The organism is Cyanobacterium sp. HL-69 (assembly GCA_002813895.1).
GTDB lineage: Bacteria > Cyanobacteriota > Cyanobacteriia > Cyanobacteriales > Cyanobacteriaceae > Cyanobacterium.
Genome location: CP024912.1, coordinates 905,578 through 926,255, shown reverse-complemented (window position 1 = coordinate 926,255; position 20,678 = coordinate 905,578). Strand labels below are relative to the sequence as shown.

The 20,678-nt window shown below is 38.9% G+C and carries 19 protein-coding genes and 1 tRNA gene; 12 read left to right on the top strand and 8 right to left on the bottom strand.

Going from position 1 to position 20,678, the window contains the following annotated elements; genetic code table 11:
* Positions 1-32: 32 nt before the first annotated feature.
* The 5 genes from AA637_RS04150 to AA637_RS04130 all read left to right on the top strand — a co-directional run bounded on the left by AA637_RS04150 (position 33) and on the right by AA637_RS04130 (position 5,752).
* Entirely contained in the window at positions 33-269 is a 237-nt protein-coding gene (locus tag AA637_RS04150) for a photosystem I reaction center subunit IV (RefSeq protein WP_201150059.1), read from the top strand.
* Between the two features lie 83 nt (positions 270-352).
* On the top strand, positions 353-1,183 hold the full coding sequence (locus AA637_RS04145) for a DNA-formamidopyrimidine glycosylase (protein WP_446684019.1): 831 nt from the start codon (positions 353-355) through the stop codon (positions 1,181-1,183).
* 235 nt (positions 1,184-1,418) lie between these two features.
* Entirely contained in the window at positions 1,419-1,607 is a 189-nt protein-coding gene (locus AA637_RS04140) for a hypothetical protein (RefSeq protein ID WP_446684018.1), read from the top strand.
* Between the two features lie 100 nt (positions 1,608-1,707).
* Entirely contained in the window at positions 1,708-2,820 is a 1,113-nt protein-coding gene (locus AA637_RS04135) for a type IV pilus twitching motility protein PilT (RefSeq protein ID WP_446684017.1), read from the top strand.
* Positions 2,821-3,505: 685 nt separating this feature from the next.
* The gene (locus tag AA637_RS04130) at positions 3,506-5,752 is read left to right on the top strand and encodes a ribonuclease R family protein (protein ID WP_446684016.1); all 2,247 of its coding nucleotides are present in this window, start codon (positions 3,506-3,508) and stop codon (positions 5,750-5,752) included.
* A gap of 119 nt (positions 5,753-5,871) precedes the next feature.
* Here AA637_RS04130 and AA637_RS04125 read toward each other — a convergent pair whose 3' ends face one another.
* From AA637_RS04125 to rplS, 7 genes are all read right to left on the bottom strand, one after another.
* On the bottom strand, positions 5,872-6,732 hold the full coding sequence (locus tag AA637_RS04125; RefSeq protein WP_446684015.1) for a PEP-CTERM sorting domain-containing protein: 861 nt from the start codon (positions 6,730-6,732) through the stop codon (positions 5,872-5,874).
* A gap of 154 nt (positions 6,733-6,886) precedes the next feature.
* A complete protein-coding gene (rplA, locus tag AA637_RS04120; protein ID WP_069790820.1) occupies positions 6,887-7,600 on the bottom strand; it encodes a 50S ribosomal protein L1 in 714 nt (237 codons plus the stop codon).
* A gap of 157 nt (positions 7,601-7,757) precedes the next feature.
* The gene (gene rplK, locus AA637_RS04115) at positions 7,758-8,183 is read right to left on the bottom strand and encodes a 50S ribosomal protein L11 (protein ID WP_015223542.1); all 426 of its coding nucleotides are present in this window, start codon (positions 8,181-8,183) and stop codon (positions 7,758-7,760) included.
* A gap of 18 nt (positions 8,184-8,201) precedes the next feature.
* Positions 8,202-8,816: a transcription termination/antitermination protein NusG gene (nusG, locus tag AA637_RS04110; RefSeq protein WP_446684014.1), complete on the bottom strand. Its 615-nt coding sequence runs from the start codon at positions 8,814-8,816 to the stop codon at positions 8,202-8,204.
* The gene (gene secE / locus AA637_RS04105; RefSeq protein ID WP_069790822.1) at positions 8,816-9,046 is read right to left on the bottom strand and encodes a preprotein translocase subunit SecE; all 231 of its coding nucleotides are present in this window, start codon (positions 9,044-9,046) and stop codon (positions 8,816-8,818) included. The genes nusG and secE overlap by 1 nt, the downstream gene beginning before the upstream one ends.
* A gap of 108 nt (positions 9,047-9,154) precedes the next feature.
* Positions 9,155-9,227, bottom strand: a tRNA-Trp gene (locus AA637_RS04100).
* A 118-nt stretch (positions 9,228-9,345) separates the two neighbouring features.
* Complete coding sequence (gene rplS, locus AA637_RS04095; protein ID WP_446684527.1) at positions 9,346-9,753, bottom strand: 50S ribosomal protein L19; 408 nt, start codon at positions 9,751-9,753, stop codon at positions 9,346-9,348.
* Positions 9,754-10,301: 548 nt separating this feature from the next.
* Here rplS and AA637_RS04090 point away from each other — a divergent pair.
* On the top strand, positions 10,302-11,984 hold the full coding sequence (locus tag AA637_RS04090; protein ID WP_446684013.1) for a hypothetical protein: 1,683 nt from the start codon (positions 10,302-10,304) through the stop codon (positions 11,982-11,984).
* Positions 11,985-12,400: 416 nt separating this feature from the next.
* Positions 12,401-12,709 carry a hypothetical protein gene (locus AA637_RS04085; RefSeq protein ID WP_446684012.1) on the top strand — a complete coding sequence of 103 codons (309 nt, stop codon included), beginning with the start codon at positions 12,401-12,403 and terminating at the stop codon, positions 12,707-12,709.
* A gap of 63 nt (positions 12,710-12,772) precedes the next feature.
* Here AA637_RS04085 and AA637_RS04080 read toward each other — a convergent pair whose 3' ends face one another.
* The gene (locus AA637_RS04080; protein WP_446684011.1) at positions 12,773-13,513 is read right to left on the bottom strand and encodes a lipoyl protein ligase domain-containing protein; all 741 of its coding nucleotides are present in this window, start codon (positions 13,511-13,513) and stop codon (positions 12,773-12,775) included.
* A gap of 180 nt (positions 13,514-13,693) precedes the next feature.
* On the opposite strand from AA637_RS04080, the gene AA637_RS04075 reads away from it, so the two are divergent.
* The 5 genes from AA637_RS04075 to AA637_RS04055 all read left to right on the top strand — a co-directional run bounded on the left by AA637_RS04075 (position 13,694) and on the right by AA637_RS04055 (position 20,646).
* A complete protein-coding gene (locus AA637_RS04075) occupies positions 13,694-14,050 on the top strand; it encodes a DUF1815 family protein (RefSeq protein WP_069790826.1) in 357 nt (118 codons plus the stop codon).
* Between the two features lie 186 nt (positions 14,051-14,236).
* The gene (locus AA637_RS04070; protein WP_446684010.1) at positions 14,237-16,714 is read left to right on the top strand and encodes an endonuclease MutS2; all 2,478 of its coding nucleotides are present in this window, start codon (positions 14,237-14,239) and stop codon (positions 16,712-16,714) included.
* 264 nt (positions 16,715-16,978) lie between these two features.
* The gene (locus AA637_RS04065; protein WP_446684009.1) at positions 16,979-17,287 is read left to right on the top strand and encodes a hypothetical protein; all 309 of its coding nucleotides are present in this window, start codon (positions 16,979-16,981) and stop codon (positions 17,285-17,287) included.
* A gap of 100 nt (positions 17,288-17,387) precedes the next feature.
* A complete protein-coding gene (gene murJ, locus AA637_RS04060) occupies positions 17,388-18,986 on the top strand; it encodes a murein biosynthesis integral membrane protein MurJ (RefSeq protein WP_446684008.1) in 1,599 nt (532 codons plus the stop codon).
* 70 nt (positions 18,987-19,056) lie between these two features.
* Complete coding sequence (locus AA637_RS04055; protein ID WP_446684007.1) at positions 19,057-20,646, top strand: M16 family metallopeptidase; 1,590 nt, start codon at positions 19,057-19,059, stop codon at positions 20,644-20,646.
* The last annotated feature ends 32 nt before the right edge of the window (positions 20,647-20,678 follow it).

Here is a 20,678-nt window from a genome sequence, read left to right as displayed (position 1 = left end):
TTTAAAGATAATATTTTTGAAAAAATAATTTAATTATGGCAATTGAACGTGGAGCAAAAGTAAGAATCTTACGCAAAGAATCCTACTGGTATAGAGACGTAGGCACTGTGGCAACGGTAGATAAAAGCGGCATTATTTATCCCGTAATTGTCCGTTTTGACAAAGTTAACTATAGCGGTTTTAGTGGTAGCCCTGGTGGTATCAACACCAATAACTTCGCCGAAAGCGAATTAGAAGTTGTCACCCCTGCCCCTGCCAAGAAAAAATAAACACTGAGGAATATCGGCAAAGTACAATTGATCAAGGATAATCAATGAGCTATTATCTTGTTTATCAATTATTAAACTAAACCATGCCAGAATTACCCGAAGTAGAAACAGTGTGTCGGGGTCTAAATAAAACGACTTCGGCACTTACTATTGAATCTGCTAAAGTACTATTACCCCGCACCTTGGCTTATCCTGATTCTGTCGCTTCTTTTGAACAGGGTATTGCCAAAAAAAAGATTATTCAATGGCATCGTCGAGGTAAATATTTATTAGCGCAACTGTCGGAGGGATGGTTAGGAGTACATCTACGGATGACAGGGCAGTTATTATGGGTAAATCAGGATAGTAACTTACAAAAACATACAAGGGTAAGATTATTTTTTGATGAAGGCAAAGAGTTACGTTTTGTGGATACTCGCACCTTTGGTAAGCTTTGGTGGTTAGCAGAGAATAAACCCCCAGAAACAGCAATTACGGGCTTACAAAAGCTAGGGGTTGAACCCTTTTCTCCTCAATTTACGGTGGCATATTTTCAAGAAAAACTATCAAAAAGCCGTCGCAATATCAAAACCCTACTTTTAGATCAAGGTGTGGTGGCTGGAGTTGGTAACATATATGCTGATGAGGCTTTATTTAAAAGTGGCATAATGCCTAATACTATCAGTTGTAACCTGACATTACCACAAATTGAAAAATTAAGAACCGCCATCATCGAGGTATTAGACGATTCTATCAAGGTAGGGGGAACAAGTTTTAGTGATTTTCTCCACATCACAGGGGTTAATGGTAATTATGGGGGCAAGGCTTGGGTGTATGGCAGAAAAGGAGAACCCTGTAGAATTTGTAATACATCTATAGATAAAATGAAGTTAGGAGGGCGATCGACCCATTTTTGTCCAAAATGTCAAAGTTGAGATGAAAAATAGGGAATGATTAAAAATCTTATCATTTGCCCCTTAATGACAGTTTTTAAAAAATTATTAGTTTTTTCCTCCTATTCGCAAACGTTACCATAGACAATATATCAATAATGGAATATTTTTGAGGTAAATAAAAATGGAAGAAGTAAAAATAAAAGAAACAATTAATCAATAGCAGACAGAAATAAATTTTTATAATACTTATTTTGAAGCAGTATTTTATTGGGCTATGGACTTAGAAACAAATATCAAAAAAGGCTTAAAAGAAGCCAGTGTATATGGCACAGGGGCTATGGATTCTCTTCACATTGCCTCGGCGAAACTCCTTCAGGTTGATGAATTTATTACCAACGAAAAACCAAATAAGTCCATTCATCGTAGTAAAAATATAAATATTATCTCCCTTTATGATTTGTAACATGGGCAAAAAATATTAATGTTTATGATCCACATAGTCAAAACTAAGGGAACCATAGCTATATTAGAGAAAACGGATTACTAGGTTGGAGAAAGAGTCTATGGAAATGATGATAGAAGACTTGATGGAGCAGTTGGTGGAAATGGGTGGCTCAGATATGCACATCCAAGCAGGTGCTCCCGTTTACTTTCGTATCAGTGGTAAACTAACCCCCATCGGAGATGAGCCTCTTAGCCCCCAAGAATGTCAAAAGCTCATTTTTACCATGTTAAACAATACCCAGCGTAAAACCCTTGAACAAAACTGGGAATTGGATTGTTCTTATGGGGTAAAAGGGTTAGCTCGTTTTCGGGTAAATGTATATAAGGAAAGAGGATGTTATGCTGCTTGTTTAAGGGCATTATCTTCTAAAATTCCTAACTTTGATCAATTAGGACTTCCTGATATTGTCAAGGAAATGACCGATCGCCCCAGGGGTTTAATATTAGTAACAGGGCAAACAGGTTCAGGAAAAACCACCACCCTAGCGGCCATGCTAGACTTGATTAATCGTACTAGGGCTGAACACATTTTAACCGTAGAAGACCCCATCGAGTACGTTTTCCCTAACGTTAACAGTCTTTTTCACCAGAGACAAAAAGGGGAAGATACCAAGAGTTTTGCCAACGCCCTAAAAGCCGCCCTACGGGAAGATCCTGATATTATCCTTGTGGGTGAGATGCGAGATTTAGAAACCATCTCCCTTGCCATCAGTGCAGCGGAAACAGGACACCTCGTCTTTGGTACATTGCACACCAGTTCTGCGGCTGGTACCATTGACCGTATTATTGATGTATTCCCTGCGGCCGAACAAGCTCAAATTCGTGCCATGTTGTCCAACTCTTTGTTAGCAGTATTTGCCCAGTGTTTAGCCAAAAAACATAATCCTAAACCGGGGGAATTTGGACGGGCTATGGCTCAGGAGATTATGATTGTCACCCCTGCGATCGCCAATTTAATCAGAGAAGCAAAAGCACCTCAAATTTATTCCTCCATTCAAACAGGGGTAAAACTAGGTATGCAAACCATGGAACAAGCCCTTGCCAACCTCGTTAAAACTGGGGTAATCAGCATGGAAGAAGGCCTGGCGAAAAGTAGCCGACCCGACGAATTACAACGTTTGTTAGCAGGTTCTAATGTCACTGGTGCCATGAAAACCGCCAGAAAACGCTAGGTTTCCAAGGTTAATAATTAACAGGTAAAGTTCTCCCGTGGGGGAAAATGTGGGGGGCAAAATAAAAAATCTTGCCCACCATAAAACAAATAATTCATAATTCCACAAAATCCTTCAACCTACCATTTCTTAAGGGTCAAAAATAGGCTATAGTATTAATTTAAGAATAAAAATAGCATTGTAGACATCATTAGCATCAACCATAATCATTAATAAAACCGTTGTTTAAAAAAATAACTTAGTCTTTTCGCACTATGGTTAATGTAATGTGAATGTCTCGTCAATCAAAGTTAGTTTATCGAAGGAGTTTTATTTCAGAAAAAAGCCCAACGACTTCTATGTTTTATATCTAAATTGATTAACAGTATTTTAGTTAAGAAATATTCCTCATGGCTCAAACTTTTTTAACTATAAAATTATCAACAAAGATAAATTTTTCTGAATGAATATGCTACACCAAAGATATAACTTTGATTTTTAGATCTTAGTAAATATACTACTTTGATTAAATAAAACCTTTAATTTCCAAGGGTTAAGCTAATTTTTATTCCTCTAGGATGTGTCAAACTGTTTTTAATTGTTTTATCTATTCTTATGAGTTAAAAATAGTTTTCAAAAGACACTATTAACCTAGTTAAATTGACTGTAAAAGAACACTATTTAGACATTGACAGGATTATAATAAATGGAATTTTCAATCGCTACAATTCTTTCTCACCTAAGTCAAGATAAGCTGGTGGCAGGGAAAGTATTAGAAAAAAAACTAGGTTGTGAAGAGCCTGAAGAACTAGAAAAACTACAAATTGCCCTCGATGTCCTAGAAAAAGTTGGCGTAGTAACCAAGGAGTTTGGCAAGTATCGCCGAGTGTCGGAAGCGGATGTGGTAGAAGCGAAGCTACGTTGTTCGAGTAAAGGTTTTTGCTTTGCTATCCAAGATGAAGAGGATGCCGATGATATTTATATTAGAGAAAGTCACCTCAGTAATGCGTGGAATAGCGATCGCGTCTTAGTCAAGATTATCAAAGAAGGTACCAGAAGAAGATCCCCTGAAGGGGAAGTAAAATTAATCACTGAAAGAGCCAATCCTTCAGTATTAGCAAGGGTTGTGGAAGATAACTCAGAATATCATGCCGTGCCGTTAGACGATCGCCTCTTATTCGAGGTAAAACTAAAAGATGAACCCGAATCCATCTCTGAAGCCATCAATCACCTTGTCCATGTGAATGTTTTAAGGTACCCCATCGGACAAAACCCCCCCATGGGTAAAGTAATGCGGGTATTGGGTAGTGATGCAGAAGAAGCAGCGGACACCGATATTGTTTCCTCTAAACATGATTTACCCCACGAATTTTCCGAGAAAATTTTTAGAAAAGCCGATGAAATTTCCCCAGATTTTGGCGAAGAAGAATTGGCAAAACGCATGGATTTACGGGATAAATTAACCATCACCCTAGAGCAAGATAACGTCGGGGAGTTGGATTTGTTGGTGGAAAATGCCTTCACCCTAGAACAGAATGAAGATGGAAACTGGTGTTTAGGGGTGCATATGGCGGATGTGACTCACTTCGTACAGCCAGATACCCACATTGATAGGGAAGCCCGTAAAAGAGCCACCACCGTACATTTAGGAGATAAAATTATTCCGATGTTGCCCCCCAAGGTGGAAAAATGTTGTTCTTTAGTACCTAATGAAGATCGTTTAACGGTGTCTATATTTATCACCTTTGACGATAAAGGTCAGGTGGTAGAGTACAATATTCATCCTAGTGTGATTCGGGTTGACCATAGCTTGACCTATAAAGAGGTACAGAGTATCATCGGTTTGGGTAGTGCCAAGGCAGAATTGAAGGATGTTTTTCCCCTTCTCAATGAGATGTTTTTCACCCTTAGCCCCCTAGTGAAGGCGCAACGTTTACAAAGGGGTGGTTTTGATATTGCCCTAGATGATATTACCTCCTATTTTAAAGATGAGGGTAGAATCGGTGCGATCGCATCTTATTCCCAACTACCTGTATTATCATTAATGACAGAGTTAATGGTGTTAGTAGGAAAATTAGTTGCCGAACATCTCCACGAATTAGGCTTACCGGCCATCTACTGCACCCAAGCCAAGCCCGATTGGGATGAATTGGAAGACTTACTAAAATTAGTGGCCAACCTCAAACTAGACTTCAAACTAGAATCCGAAGAAGACTTATTTCCCCTCGACTACTACCACCTTACCCAAGAGTTTAGTAAATCCGACTACGAAAAAGTCCTCAACTACCTCCTCCTTTGCTCCCTCAAAGCCGATAAATATATCCAACACCCAGCCCCCCATTTCGGCTTAGCCTACCCCATCTACACCCACTGTGTATCCCCCGGACAACGCTATATCGACTTACACATTCAACGAGTATTAAAAGCATTATTTGAAAATGGGCGCGACAGAAGACACAGCAACGCCAAAAAAGGAGTAGATCTCAATAGTAACTCCTGCCATGGAGATATTAACTGGAATGTCTTACCCCCAGCCATCCAAAGTAACCTCGAAGCAGATTTACACTCCCTTGTTACCCACCTTAACGAGCGTGAAAAAATCGCCCATGATGCCGAAAAAGACTTGGCAGGGCTAAAGAAAGCCGAAAAAATGAAGGACTGCACAGGTAAAGTATTCAGTGGCTTAATTACGGGCGTACAATCCTATGGCTTCTTTGTACAAATCGAAGATTCCCTCGTAGAAGGATTAGTCCATGTTAGCTCCCTCAAGGATGATTGGTACGAATATCGCGCCCGTCACACCTGTCTCGTGGGCAGAAAAAACCGCACTGCTTACCGTCTGGGCGATCGAGTAGAAGTGGAAATCAAGAGCGTTGACTACTATCGCCAACAAATTGACCTCGTCACCGTCCGCGGTGGTAGTGATGCTGTAGATGCGGACTTTGAGGAGTAATAACTAATTATTCTCCCTTATTGAATACAGTAGGGGAGATCTCTCCCCAAATTTTACCCAAAATAAAACCCCTCTTACACCACAAGAAGGGTAATAATTAAAGGTAAACAAAATGATAATTAGTTTACTTCTACTTTGCGTTTTTTACTAACAAGTCCTAATGCTCCAACACCAAGTAAACCTAATATTGCAGTAGGCTCAGGAGTGCTTTGTGGGTCGTACATTTGAATCTGGAATCCTGCGGCTTGATTACCAGGAGTATTTCCTGTTCCATCCCAAGACATAGTATATGTACCTTTTAGATTAATTATATCTGAGCCATTCTCAATAGATTTATCATCAAGAATGAAAAATAATTTATTAAATCCTGAGGTTGATGTTACCGTACTCTCTGTAAAGGATGTTTGTGGCGTAGTAGGATTATCGCTGAAGGTTGCTTCTGATAAAGTCAACGTTGACTCTGGGTTTAAGGCTGTATCTTTTACAAAAGTAATTAGAGCAAGGGAGTTGAATGTATCAAAAGGATTAGTTCCATAGTCGTAAGAAAGATTAATTGATGAGCCAGAAGCATAGCTCATATTGAAACTTGCCATATTAGTCATTGGATTCCAGTCTAGTTCCCAGTCAGCTGTTTTTCCATTTTCCCAAACAAGGATAGCACTTTGAAATGTTGTATTTGGAACTAAACTAATTAAACTATTAGACCCATCTTTCCCAAAAGATACACTTTGTAGTCCATTTACGTTCTTACTCGGTCCTCTGGAAAGTCCTTGAATTTCTCCTATTTTAAGTTGTCTTGCACAATCGGCAGGAATTGAATTGCCAAAACTTATTTCACAAATCTCATCTAAAAAAGCATCTTCATCACCAACAAATGATGTCAATGTCGCTGAAAAAGCAGGGGCGCCCATAAGAGCAACCGAACTAACGGTTGTGAGAAACCCTAACCCAAAAAATTGAGCCTTTGATTTAATTTTCATAGTAGTTCATTTCGTTGAGTAAGTATAATAAAAACTTTTCTACACCTATATCATATATCTCTTTTTCTAATACGAAATAATTTTTATCAAAAGTTTATAAAAAAAACACCCCTACGCGCATGGGCAAGGGGTGAACCAGATTTTAAAAAATCAATTAAACTTCGCTGAGTTTAAGATCTCTGAGGGAGTTAATATCAACTTCAATGGAAGGACCCATGGAAGAAGATACAAACACACTACGCCAGTAACGACCTTTGGCACCAGAAGGACGGTTACGATCAACGGTTTCCTGTAATGCTTTGAGGTTAGCGAGTAAATCTTCTGCACTAAAGGAAGACTTACCGAATAGAATGTGAACAATCCCTGTGCGATCGGCTCTGAATTCTAATTTACCAGCTTTAAATTCATTAATAGCCGAAGGTAAATCCGTAGTAACAGTACCACCTTTAGGGGAGGGCATCAAACCCTTAGGACCTAGGACACGACCTAATTTAGCAATTTTAGGCATCATGTCAGGGGTAGCGATTAATACATCAAAATCCATCATTCCTTTTTGGATTTCTTCGATCAAATCTTCTTCACCGTAAATGTCAGCCCCTGCTTCACTGGCTTCTTTTACCTTTTCCCCTCTGGTAATAACGGCAACCTTAACGGTTAAACCTGTACCTTTGGGAAGGCTTACGGTGGTTCTTAGTTGTTGATCAGTATATTTAGGGTCAATACCTAAACGAATGTGAACTTCCGCACTCTCATCAAATTTGGCGGTGGCGGTTTCTTTTAATAAATTTAGGGCTTCTAAAGGTTCATAAGCTCTAGGCTCAACCTTTGCCAATGCCTCTTTGTATCTACGACTTAATTTTTTACTCATTTATGTGTCTCCTTTGGGTCAATTAACGAAGTTAGCACTTCTCCCCTTAATAATTTTTCTTAGTTTTGAGGACTCAATAGTTAACAAAGGTCTTCAAAATAGTTAGTTTATAGGTTGGGATAATTTGCTTAAATAATTTACTGGGTAAAAACAATAATTACTCAGCTACGGTAACACCCATATTACGGGCTGTTCCTGCAATAATCTTCATGGCTGCTTCAATGTCATTGGCATTCAAGTCAGGCATTTTGGTTTGAGCAATTTCTCTCAATTGATCTTCAGTAATTTGAGCTACTTTTTCACGGTTAGGCTCTTTAGAACCTTTATCAATACCCACTGCTTTTTTGATTAAAACAGAGGCAGGAGGTGTTTTGAGAATGAAAGTAAAACTACGATCTTCATAAACAGAAATCTCCACAGGAATAATCATCCCTGCTTGGTTAGAGGTTTGGGCATTATATTCTTTACAAAATGCCATGATATTTACCCCATGCTGACCGAGGGCAGGACCTACGGGGGGAGCGGGGTTTGCCTTACCTGCGGGTAAAGCGAGTTTGATTAGTGCAACGACTTTTTTTGCCATCGTTTATTCCTTTTATTTTTATCCTTGTTTTTCTACTTGATTAAATTCGAGTTCTACGGGGGTATCTCTACCGAAGATTGACAGTAGGGCTTTAAGTTTGTTCTTATCACCGCTCACTTCGATAACTTCCCCAGCAAAGTCTTTGAATGGTCCACTGAGTACCAAAATTTGATCCCCAATTTCCATATCAATTTTGACCACGGGTTCAGCGTCATCCATTTGTTTAAAGATGCGATTTACCTCGGAGGGTGATAGGGGTAAGGGCTTTACATGACCTCTACCTCTGCCGACAGCCCGTCTTTGTTCTGCACCTACAAAGTTGATGACGTTGGGAGTATTTTTGACCATCTGCCAAGCATGATCATCTAAGACCATATTTACGAGGACATAGCCGGGTAATACTTTTTCTTCACTTTGGTAGCGGCTGCCATCCTTACGGACTTTAACACTAGGGCTTTGGGGAATTCTCACCTCAAGAACTCTATCAGCTAGATCGAAGCCGTGGATTCTTTGTTCAATGTCGGTTTTAACTTTTTTTTCACAACCTGCGGAAACTTGTACTACGTACCAGCGGGGTTTACCCACTGCCACAGTTTTTTTCTGCTCGGTATCGTTTTCCGAGTATAAACCCATTAAAACACCTTCCCAGCTGACCAGCTAAATATATTATCAACTAAATAAATTACGGTAGCTACCACTGTCACCATTAAGATTACGGCCACAGATTCACTAACGAGTTGTTGACGGGAGGGCCAAACAACTTTGGTTAATTCTTGTTTAGTTTCTTCTATGAAGGTTGCTCTGTCGCTTTTAGACCCTTCAGCCTCTTTGCCTTTTTGCTTAATAGTTTCTTTGTTGGTCATGATGACTCCTTATATTTACCTACGATGATTACTTGAGCGATTTTATCTCACCCTTGAATCTTTATTATAAGGTCACTTAAGCACAACATTATTAACCTTTCTTACCAACACGTCCTAGAGGACTTGAACCCCTGACATTCGGTTTTGGAGACCGACGTTCTACCAACTGAACTAAGGACGTATATTTAGATACTATAACTAACTTTAGTTTTATTTGTCAAGTATCAAAGCTCCTGAAGTGCTTTCAGTCACTGTTGGTGTTTTTGGTTAACTCTGGTGTTTAAGATGACAAGGTGAAACTATTTAGCTTTAGTTTTGGTTTTAGTTTTAGCGGCCTTTTCTATAGGGCGATCGAAACGTTGTTTGATTCTGGTGGCCTTACCAACTCTATCTCTGAGATAGTATAGTTTAGCTCTTCTAACCTTACCTCTACGGATTACTTGGATGTCCGCAATTTTGGGAGAGTGTAAAAGGAATACCCTTTCTACTCCTACTCCTTGGAAGATTTTTCTGACGGTAATGGTTTCGTTAATTCCACCATTACGCATGGCGATTATGGTTCCCTCAAAGGGCTGTACTCTTTCTTTACCACCTTCTTGAATACGAACACCTACTTTAATGGTGTCGCCGACGTTAAGGGATGGTAATGAGCCTTTCTCTTTCATATAATCCGCCTCGATGGACTGGATTATGGCTTTTGCATTTATAGACATCGATTTTTTATTTGTCCAAAACTCACAATTTATCATCATAGCTTTTTTCTGGACTTGTTGTCAATATTTGATGTATGCAATTTCGAAGGACTGAATTTCTGAGAATGCTAACAATATCTAAAAGTTTATTTATAGTTAAAGTCGATTAAAGAATAGATTAAAGAAAAACATTCTTAAAATGTTTTTTTGCCTGTAGAGTATATTATTTTTATTAAATAAAAGTAACTTATAAGGTTACATATTTAACAACTTGATAAGATATAGAGTAAGAAACTTATTTCCCAAGAGAAATGAAAAGACTTAGGGGCATTTTTTTTGAAAGAAAATTATTTCTCTTTAATGATAGCACTTTTGCTGTTTTAGGGCAAAATGATTAAATCAATGCTTTTAGATGAATTTGGATTTAAAATCAATGAAACAAAAATGAGTAAGCGTATTGGATTTAAAAATAGTTAGTATTAACGTCAATTTAGTGTAGAGTTTAAACATAGTAATAGAAACCAAATTGTAATTCCAAAATCACCGAAAAATAAGAACAAAAGATGAGTACTTTAGTCAACGCTGCAAGCATAGGAAGACCAGGAACATTTGAAATCAAAGACTTTCTACGTACTTTTAATCTGTCTAATATTCAAACAAGACCCGATGGGAAGCCAGTTGATGAATTCGAGTTTAGAATGAATCCAATTATTTTGAATAATCAAAATGCTTTCACTGAGGTAACTTTTGAAGTTACTGGCAATGTAGATAAAAAACTTATTTTGGTAGATCCTAATGATAATTCAGTAATAGATTTCCAACTTTCAGATAACACTGTATCAATAGAAAATAAATTATTGGAAACAGGAAAAACTTACCGATTATTGGTGGTAGGCAGAAGTGAGAATGCCCTTAACGTTTTATTTCCTAATCCGGATAGTAAAATCCCTTATGTTTCCACCGTGAGAATTAATCCCATCGATCTTAACGGTGATTTAGTTCAACCAGAGTTTATATTTGATGCAAAAAATAGTATTTTTAATGAAATTATCGGGACAGGTCAACAAAGTATCAGTCAAACGGGAATTTTAGAGAATTCAGATAATCTTTTTGTTGCAACTACTGAAATCAGAGGTTTTCTCAATGAACTTGAAGGAGCAAAGGTAGGGTATGCAGACGAATTCAGTTTGTTAACGGCTAATGGTGAAGATACTTTGACTATCACGGTTACTGGAAGTAGTGATAATGGAGTTACTGCTTTGAATTCTGACAACACGAGAGGATATATTAGTGTAATAAATGAAAGAACAGGGGAAGTTAGAAGAGAACAATCTGGCAAGGCTGGTAAAGGAAGCGCTGATCCACTAATCAAAACAGTAACAGTTGATAGTGGTTTTTACGACCCCGGGGATACTTTTAGAATTAAAGTCGCAGGATTTGAAGAAACAAATAATAGTGTAAAGTCTGTCGCACCGGATACAAGACTGGGCTATAAAATAGAAATCAAAAATAATAATACTACAAATCCACAAACTAGCTTAGCTTTACAAGAAAGAATTTTCGTTATTAATGATGATAATGGAGGTGAAACTCCTCCCACAAACGGTGGTGGCGGAGGGGGTGGATCTTCAACCAATACCACTTTTACCTCAACTAATAATCCATTGGCATTAGAATCTGGAACAGTCCAGTTAGCTTATGTTGGTTATTATGGAAGACCCGCAGATCCTGCAGGACGTAACTTCTGGAATCAGGTTTTAAGAGACAACAACATATTTTATTCTCCACGGGGCGGAGTGACGCTAAATTCTTTGTCAGAAACTCAGAGGGCATTATACCAAGAGTTTATCGATGATTTTGGTAACTCTAGCGAGAGTAATCGTCTTTTTGGCGCATTGACTATAGATAGTCGAATCAATTTGGTTTATCGTAATGCTTTTAATCGTGATGTCGATACTGCAGGATTATCTTTCTGGCGTAATGCGATTGATCAAGAAGAAGTGAGTTTACCTGCGATCGCATTAGAAATTGTATTAGGAGCAAGAGATACCGATACGATAAGAGTCAGAAATAAAATTACCAGTGCAGACTTATTTACAGATGCTCTTTTTGGCGGTTTAGAGAATCGCTACATTGGTTCAAATGCTGAAACCATAGGACGTAATTTCTTAGCAAACATTGATACCTCGGTAGCAACCACGAATCAAGTGTCTGCAGGGGTTAATAGCTTACCAATATTAGTGTAGGAGTTAGAGAGGGGGCAAGCCCCTTTTTTTTCAGCGTACCTTAAATAGAAAAAAGAGAGGATGTATCATTACAAAAATTAACTGATAATAATTATTTAATTCAGGAAAAAGAGAACTATAATTGGTTTAATTATTTAGCAATGATTTTATCTCAATCCCGATGAGATTTGCAAAAAAGGGGAGAATAACTGTCTTTTTCCAGTTAACGCAAATTCTCTCAAAAATATTTATAAGGGTTTAAATATTTTTTTACTGACGTAATCACTACCCAATTTAATTCAACTTTTACCATGACAAGACATACTATCAGAGGAAATAATAGATCCAAACTTCGCTCTCACAATCTTGAGGTATCTCGCACTAAATCGGCTCGTACAAGTTCATCCCCTCAAACAAAAAGGTACGCAGTTAAGAGTATGAGTAAAGAGACACAAACTCAGCAGATGAGGAAACAGCAATCTAATCATCAGGTAAAAAAATCTCAGAATTTAAAAAAGGTTTCCCCTAACTCAAAAGAGAAAAGTGACAATGGAGTTTTTAAATATTTAATCGTTATTACTTGTACCATCTTTACTTTCGGTAGTTTAGGCTTTGGTTATACTCTCAGATACGCGCACAAGTGGCAAAAGTTAATGATTAATAATTCTGATTTACACAACGCCATGACGAGAGGGCAAGAGGTTATTCAACAGGATATGATGAGAGAATTAAGAATCAATAATTAGGCTTTGATGAAAAAGTTTATTTGTTAAGGTTGGGAATATTTGAGGTAGGGAAAAATAACAACTCTAATGGAGAATATCTTTGGTTTCAATTTCAATTAATTTCCACTCTTTAGAGGAAAGAGGTTGATGGATAAATTCGGCGTTAAAATATTCTTGGGCAGCATTAAGGAGAGTTTCAATAATGGTGTCGATATTAGGAAAATTCTCTAACACAGCTTGGGGCGGTAAGGTATTAAAAACTTTCTTAAATAGCTCTGGGGTAGGATTTAAGAGCATTGAACCATGTTGAAGACTAAATTTACCCTTTTTTAGCTGGGCGCTGCCAATAAACTTATTTCCCTGACTATCTGTTAAGTCGGCGTTGGTAGAAAGGGCGAAGCAGTTGGATGATTTGAAATATTGTCGGTGAGGTTTACCAAAGGAAAGGTTAACCCCTAATCTTTGCCAACCCATGATGAGAAACTGAGAAATCTGACGATAAACTTCATCTAAGTTACCCTCAAACTGAGAAGAAATTACTGCGTAGGTTAAATCTCCCTGGTGTAATACTCCTCTACCTCCGCTGGGGCGTTGGACTATATCTATGGATTTTCCGTGCCATTGCAGGTTATTCCAGTGGGGGGGATATTTTTTTTTCTGACTAAATCCGAGGGAAATTGTGGGCCGATTCCAAGTATAAAAACGCAGGGTGGGGGGATGATTATATTTTTGGTGTTGGATTAATAGCCATTTATCGATCGCCATTTGTTCCTTTCCTGAAAGGTTAAGCAAGGGGATAAAACGCCATTGGTGTGGTTGTTTCATGGCAATATTAGGAACGAAAAATAACTAAATGCGTCATATTTTAATTAATTAGGGTATGCTTAAATTGTTACCCAAAATATTAATCTTTGCATTTTTGAATCAAGATAACATATAATAAATTTGGCAAATCTTAAATTATTGTTAAGAATGTAAAGTAAGTTTACCCATAGGAGGTACTAAATGTTTATAAGACTTGCACAAGAGTATAGAGAATTTGTGAAGGATTTGGTGATGAATCTCCAAGCCTTAGCCATTGTTTTAGAGAAAAGAGGTTATATTGCATCCTGCTATACCTGTGGTACTCAGTTGACGAGCGCTTCTTTTATGGTGAGTTTGGGTGACAATCATCTAATCCGCTTTCTAGTTTCTGATTATGGTATTACATGGACTGAAATGCAAGATGATCGAGAATTGATGAAGCTAGAAGGTGCAGAGGCTATCAGTCAGTTAGAGGAGTTGGCGAATCTTGTTAAGTATCAAGTAAAATCCTCGGAGAGTAAAGCACCTCGTTATGATCATAGTTTGCTAGTGGGTTAATTTATAGTTGATTTTGGTTAATTTTTTCTTGAGGGAATAGATTTAGAGGTCATTCTCTTGTGCAATAATTAAGAGTATGAATTGCCCATGGTAAATATGTTTGTGTCTGGGATAAATCCAGTTAACAGCTAACTATCATTATTAATTATCCATTCTCAATTATCAATTACCTTATCTATATTTGCTTTGATTGAACAAGAAACTTTCCGACTTTTAGAATGGCAAAGATTATGTCATCATCTTTCTAAATTTGCCGCTACAAAGTTAGGTGCGATCGCATCTAGCCACTTGACTGTACCCAAAACTTTGTCGGAAACCAAAAAGTTATTAGAGCAAACCAAAGAAGTATATCGCATCGAAACCAGTTTGAACCCTAACTGGTCATTTTCAGGTATCCACGACATCGGCGATGCCTTAGAGAGAGCAAAACTAGGGGGGATGCTCAAGGGGGATGAATTACTAAATCTTGCGACAACCCTGGCTGGAATTAGGAAATTAAGAAGGGTAATTGAAGAGTTAGAAGATGCTCCTACCCTCAAAGAATTAGTCGAGACATTAAGAACTTTCCCTGAATTAGAGAAAGAAATTCACTATTGCATAGATGATCGTGGGGAAATCACAGAAAGAGCATCTCCCCAATTAGGAGAAATTAGGCAAAAAATTAAAGGTTTAAGAAGTAAAATACAACAAACCTTACAAAGTATTATCCAGCGCAACGGTAACGCCCTCCAAGAGCCTGTAGTCACTCAAAGGGGCGATCGCTTCGTACTACCCCTCAAGGCTTCCCATAGTGGGCAAATAACGGGCATTGTACACGATACCTCCACCACAGGATCAACCCTATACCTAGAGCCTAGAGCTATTGTGGACTTGGGCAACCGTCTGCAAACCAGTAGAGGACAGGAAAAAAGGGAAGAAGAAAAAATATTACGAACCTTAACCGAAAAAGTAGCCGAAGTATGGGAAGAATTAGAAGAGTTATTGGCGATCGCCACTGCCCTTGATTTAGCCACCGCTAAAGCCAGATATAGCCTTTGGTTAGAAGGAAATCCTCCCGAATTTGTTGATTTTTCCTCCCAAGAAAATATTGTCCTGCGTCAACTACGCCATCCCCTCTTGGTGTGGCAAGAAAAAAAAGAAGAAGGGGGAGCTGTAGTACCCATCGATGTTTTGATTAAACCAGATACAAGGGTAGTAGCCATCACAGGCCCCAACACTGGGGGAAAAACCGTCACCCTAAAAACCATTGGCATTACCGCCCTCATGGCAAAAGTGGGTATTTTTATCCCGGCCAAAGATCCTGTGCAGATACCTTGGTTTGAGCAGGTTTTGGCCGATATTGGAGATGAGCAATCCCTAGAACAAAACTTATCCACCTTCTCTGGGCATATCCGCCGTATTATTCGCATTGTAGATGCCCTCAGAGCCTCTAACCAGCCCGAAAACCCTGAAGATGAATCCCTCTCCCCCGAGGAAAAAGAAACAGTTAATAAGCTCTCAAAATCCCTTGTTTTACTGGATGAAGTGGGGGCGGGGACAGATCCCACCGAGGGAACGGCGATCGCCATTGCCATCTTAAAACACCTTGCCGAGCATAATCTATTAACCATTGCCACTACCCATTATGGGGAATTGAAAACCCTAAAATATAACGATAGTCGCTTTGAAAACGCCTCCGTAGAATTTGATGATGTGAGCCTTCAACCCACCTATCGAGTATTGTGGGGCATCCCAGGGCGCTCCAATGCCATAATTATTGCCCAAAGGTTAGGTTTACCCTCAGAAGTCATCGAGGATTCCCAAGAGTTGGCAGGGGGTTGTTCCCAAGATGTCAACCAGTTAATTGGGGAGTTGGAAAACCAAAGAAGGGAGCAAGAGGAGAAACATAAACAGGCGGAGGATTTATTAATTAAAACCGAGCGTTTTTATCAAGAAGTCGAAGCTAAAGCCACCTCTTTACAGGATAGAGAAAGGGATTTAAAATCTCAACAGGAACAAGCGGTGCAAAAAATGCTCCTGGATGCCAAAAGCCAGATTGCTCAAGTGATTAAGGAGTTACAGAAAAAAGGTAATCCCACCGCCCAAGGGGCGCAACAGGCAAGGGAAAATCTGGAGAAAATTGGCGATCGCTTTTTAACCCCCATTCATAAATCTCAGAAAAAATCTAGTTATAAGCCCAAGGTAGGGGAAAGGGTCAGAATCTTGAGCATTGGGCAAACCGCCGAAGTGCTTGATGTGGATGAAACAGGGGAACAGTTAACAGCTCGTTTTGGCTTTATGAAAATGGTGCTACCGTTCACAGATATTGAATCTTTGGATGGTAAGAGGTTTGAGAAGGAAAAATCCCCTAAAACTGAGGTGAAACAAAAAGCCCCCAAGGCGCAAAATAATAATAAAGCGACTAAAACCACCGCAAGGATAAGGGTAGAAAAAAATACTGTGGATATTCGGGGGCAAAGAGTCCACTTAGCTGAACCTGTGCTGGAAAAGGCGATCGCCTCTGCCACAGAATTAGGACTGTTATGGATAGTCCATGGTAAAGGTACAGGGAGTTTACGCAGTGGGGTTCACGACTTTTTGCAACGGCATCCCCAAGTGAGTAAGTATGAGACAGCCCCCCGTAATGAAGGGGGTACAGGGGTTACTATCGCTTATTTGAAGTAGTTTTTTTCTCTTGCAAAGATTTTTTGTTTATAGGTTTCCTCATTTATACATATAAAAAAAATGCCACTACTTAATTATGATGTGAAATATAGCTCAATGATTAAACTAGCTTAGTATTCAAGATAGTATCACCATTCCCTATTCCCTGCCCTAAATTACCCCACTTGTTCATTATGGACAGATAAATTTGACAGAGTGTCTTTTGACATAAAAACCCTTGGTATATATATTTTGGTCATCCTGATATTATATATTTTGCCCTCCATGAGACTAACTCTAAAAAATAAAAAACTAATTCAAATTGGTATTGCCCCCCATGACGGTGTACTTTGCATCGGTATTTCCCCCCATGGTTTAATTTCCATCGGTGCTATTCCCCATGGCGTAATTTCCATTGGCTTAGTACCCATGGGAGTATTTTCCATTGGTTTGGTTTCTATGGGAATTTTTGCCCTCGGACAAGTTACCATGGGCGTTATGAGCTATGGAAGACAGGATATGAGTTTGATTAGATTAAACGTTGAACAACAAGAATCTGCTCCTATGAATCATGACCATCATGATCATCATTAAATAAAAATTGTTCATGGTTAGGGGTTAATTATTAATTTTACATTGTCAATTGTTCACAGTCCATCGATAATAGGTCAAGTCATAATATTCTTTTCTAGGCGTGAACAAAGGTAAAACAAGATCCATTGGCAATATTGCAGGAATTGTCGGCGTTGCAACTTTTATCAGTAAAGTGGTGGGGCTGGTAAGGGAGCAGGTAGTGGCAGCGGCTTTTGGGGTGGGAACTGTGGCGAATGCTTACGCTTATTCCTATGTGATACCCGGGTTTTTATTAATCCTTTTGGGGGGGATAAATGGGCCATTCCACAGCGCTTTGGTAAGCGTCTTGGCAAAACGAGATCAAAAAGAAGCAGCGCCCCTCATTGAAACAGTTACTACTTTGGTGACGGGTATTTTATTTATTGTCACTATTATTTTGATTGTTTATGCCAGTCGTTTTATTGATTTAATCGCCCCTGGTTTAGATTCAGAAGTAAGGGCGATCGCCATTACCCAATTTCAAATCATGGCACCCCTGGCCATTTTTGCTGGTTTGGTGGGCATCGGCTTTGGTAGCCTCAACGCCTCAGATCAGTACTGGTTACCGAGTTTAAGTCCCCTTTTCTCTAGCTTAACCACCATCATCGGGGTGGGGGGTTTACTCTGGTTTTTGGGGGGAGAAATAAACGACCCTGAATATTTGAGACTAGGGGGCATCGTCTTAGCATCAACAACCCTGTTAGGGGGTATATGGCAATGGTTAGCCCAACAAATAGCCCTGTCGAAATCGGGCTTGAGTCGTTTTCGTTTACGGTTCGAGTTTGGTAGGGAAGGGGTAAAGGATGTGATGAAGGTAATGGTACCTGCTACCCTCTCATCGGGAATGTTACATATCAATGTCTATACAGACCTGTTTTTTGCGTCCTATTTGCCCAATGCGGCGGCTGCGATGCGTTACGCCAATTTTGTGGTTTTAACCCCTGTGGGCATCATTTCTAACGTGATTCTCGTACCTTTTTTACCTGTGTTCTCCCGTCTCACAGAGCCTGAAAATTGGGGAGAATTAAAACTAAAAATTCGTCAAAGTCTTGTATTAACAGGTTTAACCATGTTCCCTTTTAGTGCCATTTTTGTGGCATTATCACAGCCCATTGTCAGAATTATCTACGAAAGGGGAGTATTCCGTGCTGACGCTTCCTCCATTGTTGCCCCTGTATTACTTGCCTACGGTTTGGGGATGTTTTTCTATTTGGCGAGGGATGTTTTAGTGCGGGTGTTTTATGCCTTGGGGGATGGAAACACTCCTTTTCAGATTAGTATTTTTAATATTTTTCTCAATGCTTTTCTCGATTACGTCTTGGTGAGGAGTTTTGAGGTGCAGGGTTTGGTATTTGCCACCATTGGGGTTAATGTGATTTCCTTACTCATTTTCCTTGCTCTTTTACATCGTCGTCTCAATGGTTTGCCTTTACTCGAATGGGCTGGGGTGTTTGTCATCTTGGTAGTTGCTAGTGTTATTTCTGGCTTTGCTTGTTGGGGTATCCATCAGGGTTTAACTTCTTTTTGGGGTGACGAAAGTTTTATTTTACAATTTATCAATCTCTCTGTGGCTAGTGTAGGGGCGATCGCACTTTTCCTACTGATTGGCAAACTGTTAAAATTACCAGAGTTAGAACTTTTATTAAATAAAGTCTTAGAAAAAATAAAACGTAGTAAATAGAATTTATAACAAGGGGCTTAAGCCCCTTGCCCCCATAGTTAAAATAATCTATCTAAATAGTAAATAAATCATGAAAAATATAATCTATAACAACAAGGGAATTAAGCCTCTTGTCCCATACTTCCAATCATATACCTCAGCCCTAAAAAAAATATTTAATCTATTATTAATAACTTTATTAATTTGGAATGTTAATCTTAACTCTGCCTTTGCACAAGGTATCGAAAATCGGTCAATTACTCCTTATTTAGAACAGGTAAAAAATAATGTCACTGAATTTACCCTTAACAATGGTTTAAAATTTATTATCCTTGAAAACCATCAAGCTCCCATTGTTTCCTTTGTTACTTATGTAGATGTAGGGGCAGTGGATGAACCAGAAGGGCAAACAGGAGTAGCCCATTATTTAGAACATTTAGCCTTTAAAGGAACATCAGAAATAGGCACTATTAACTATGAAAAAGAAAAGCCTCTTTTAGAAAAATTAGACAGTCTTTTTGACCAAATTCAACAGGCAAGGGCAGAAAATGATCAAGAAAAATTAGCTCAATTAGAAACTCAATTTAGAGAAGTAAATCAAAAAGCTAGTGAGTATGTAAATCAAAATGAATTTGGGCAAATTGTAGAAATTGAGGGGGGCGTTGGCTTAAATGCTGCTACTTCCGCCGACTATACGGCTTATTTTTATAATTTTCCTTCCAATAAACTAGAGTTGTGGATGTATCTGGAATCCAATCGATTTTTAGATCCTGTATTTAGGGAATATTATGAGGAAAAAGACGTAATTTTAGAGGAAAGAAGACTACGCACGGATAACTCTGCCATCGGTAAAATGGTGGAAGAATTTTTGTTAACTGCCTTTGTTTCCCATCCCTATCGTCGTCCTGTTATTGGTTTTGAGGAAGATATTCGTAATTTGACTACGGCGAATGTACAAGACTTTTTTGATACTCATTACGGGGGCAGTAATATTACCATTGCCATGGTAGGTGATGTTAACCCTGATGAAGCTAGAAGTATGGCGCAGGAATATTTTGGACGTTTTCCCGATAGTGTTAAACCTTCTTCCCTTACTATAAACGAACCTGAGCAACGAGAAACCAGAAATCTGGTGGTGGAATATCCTTCTCAGCCTTTATATTTCGAGGGTTATCACATTCCTAGTTTAAACAATCCTGATTATGTGGTTTATGAGATTATGGGCTCGATTTTAAGTGATGGCCGCACTTCTCGTTTATACAAGTCTTTGGTAGAGGAGGAAAAGGTTGCCCTCAGTGTATCTGGATTTAGTGGTTTTCCTGGTAATAAGTATGAAAATTTGATGTTGTTTTATGGAGTTTCTGCCCCGGGGCGATCGCTCGATGAATTAGCCATAGAATTAGATAAGGAGATAGAAAAGCTAAAAACGGAGTTAGTATCAACGGATGAGTTAGAAAGGGTAAAAACCCAAGCCACCGCCAGTTTATTACGCTCGGTAAATTCTAATTCGGGCATGGCAAATCTTTTGGCGCAATATCAAGCAAAAACAGGGGATTGGCGTAATGTCTTTACTCGCCTAGAAGCTATTAATGCTGTTAGTGCCGAGGATATACAAAGGTTAGCCCAAAAAACCTTTACCGACGAACATAAAACCATCGGTAAGTTAGAAACAGTTAGTTAGGTATTAGGGGTTCGGGTGATGAGGGGTAGAGA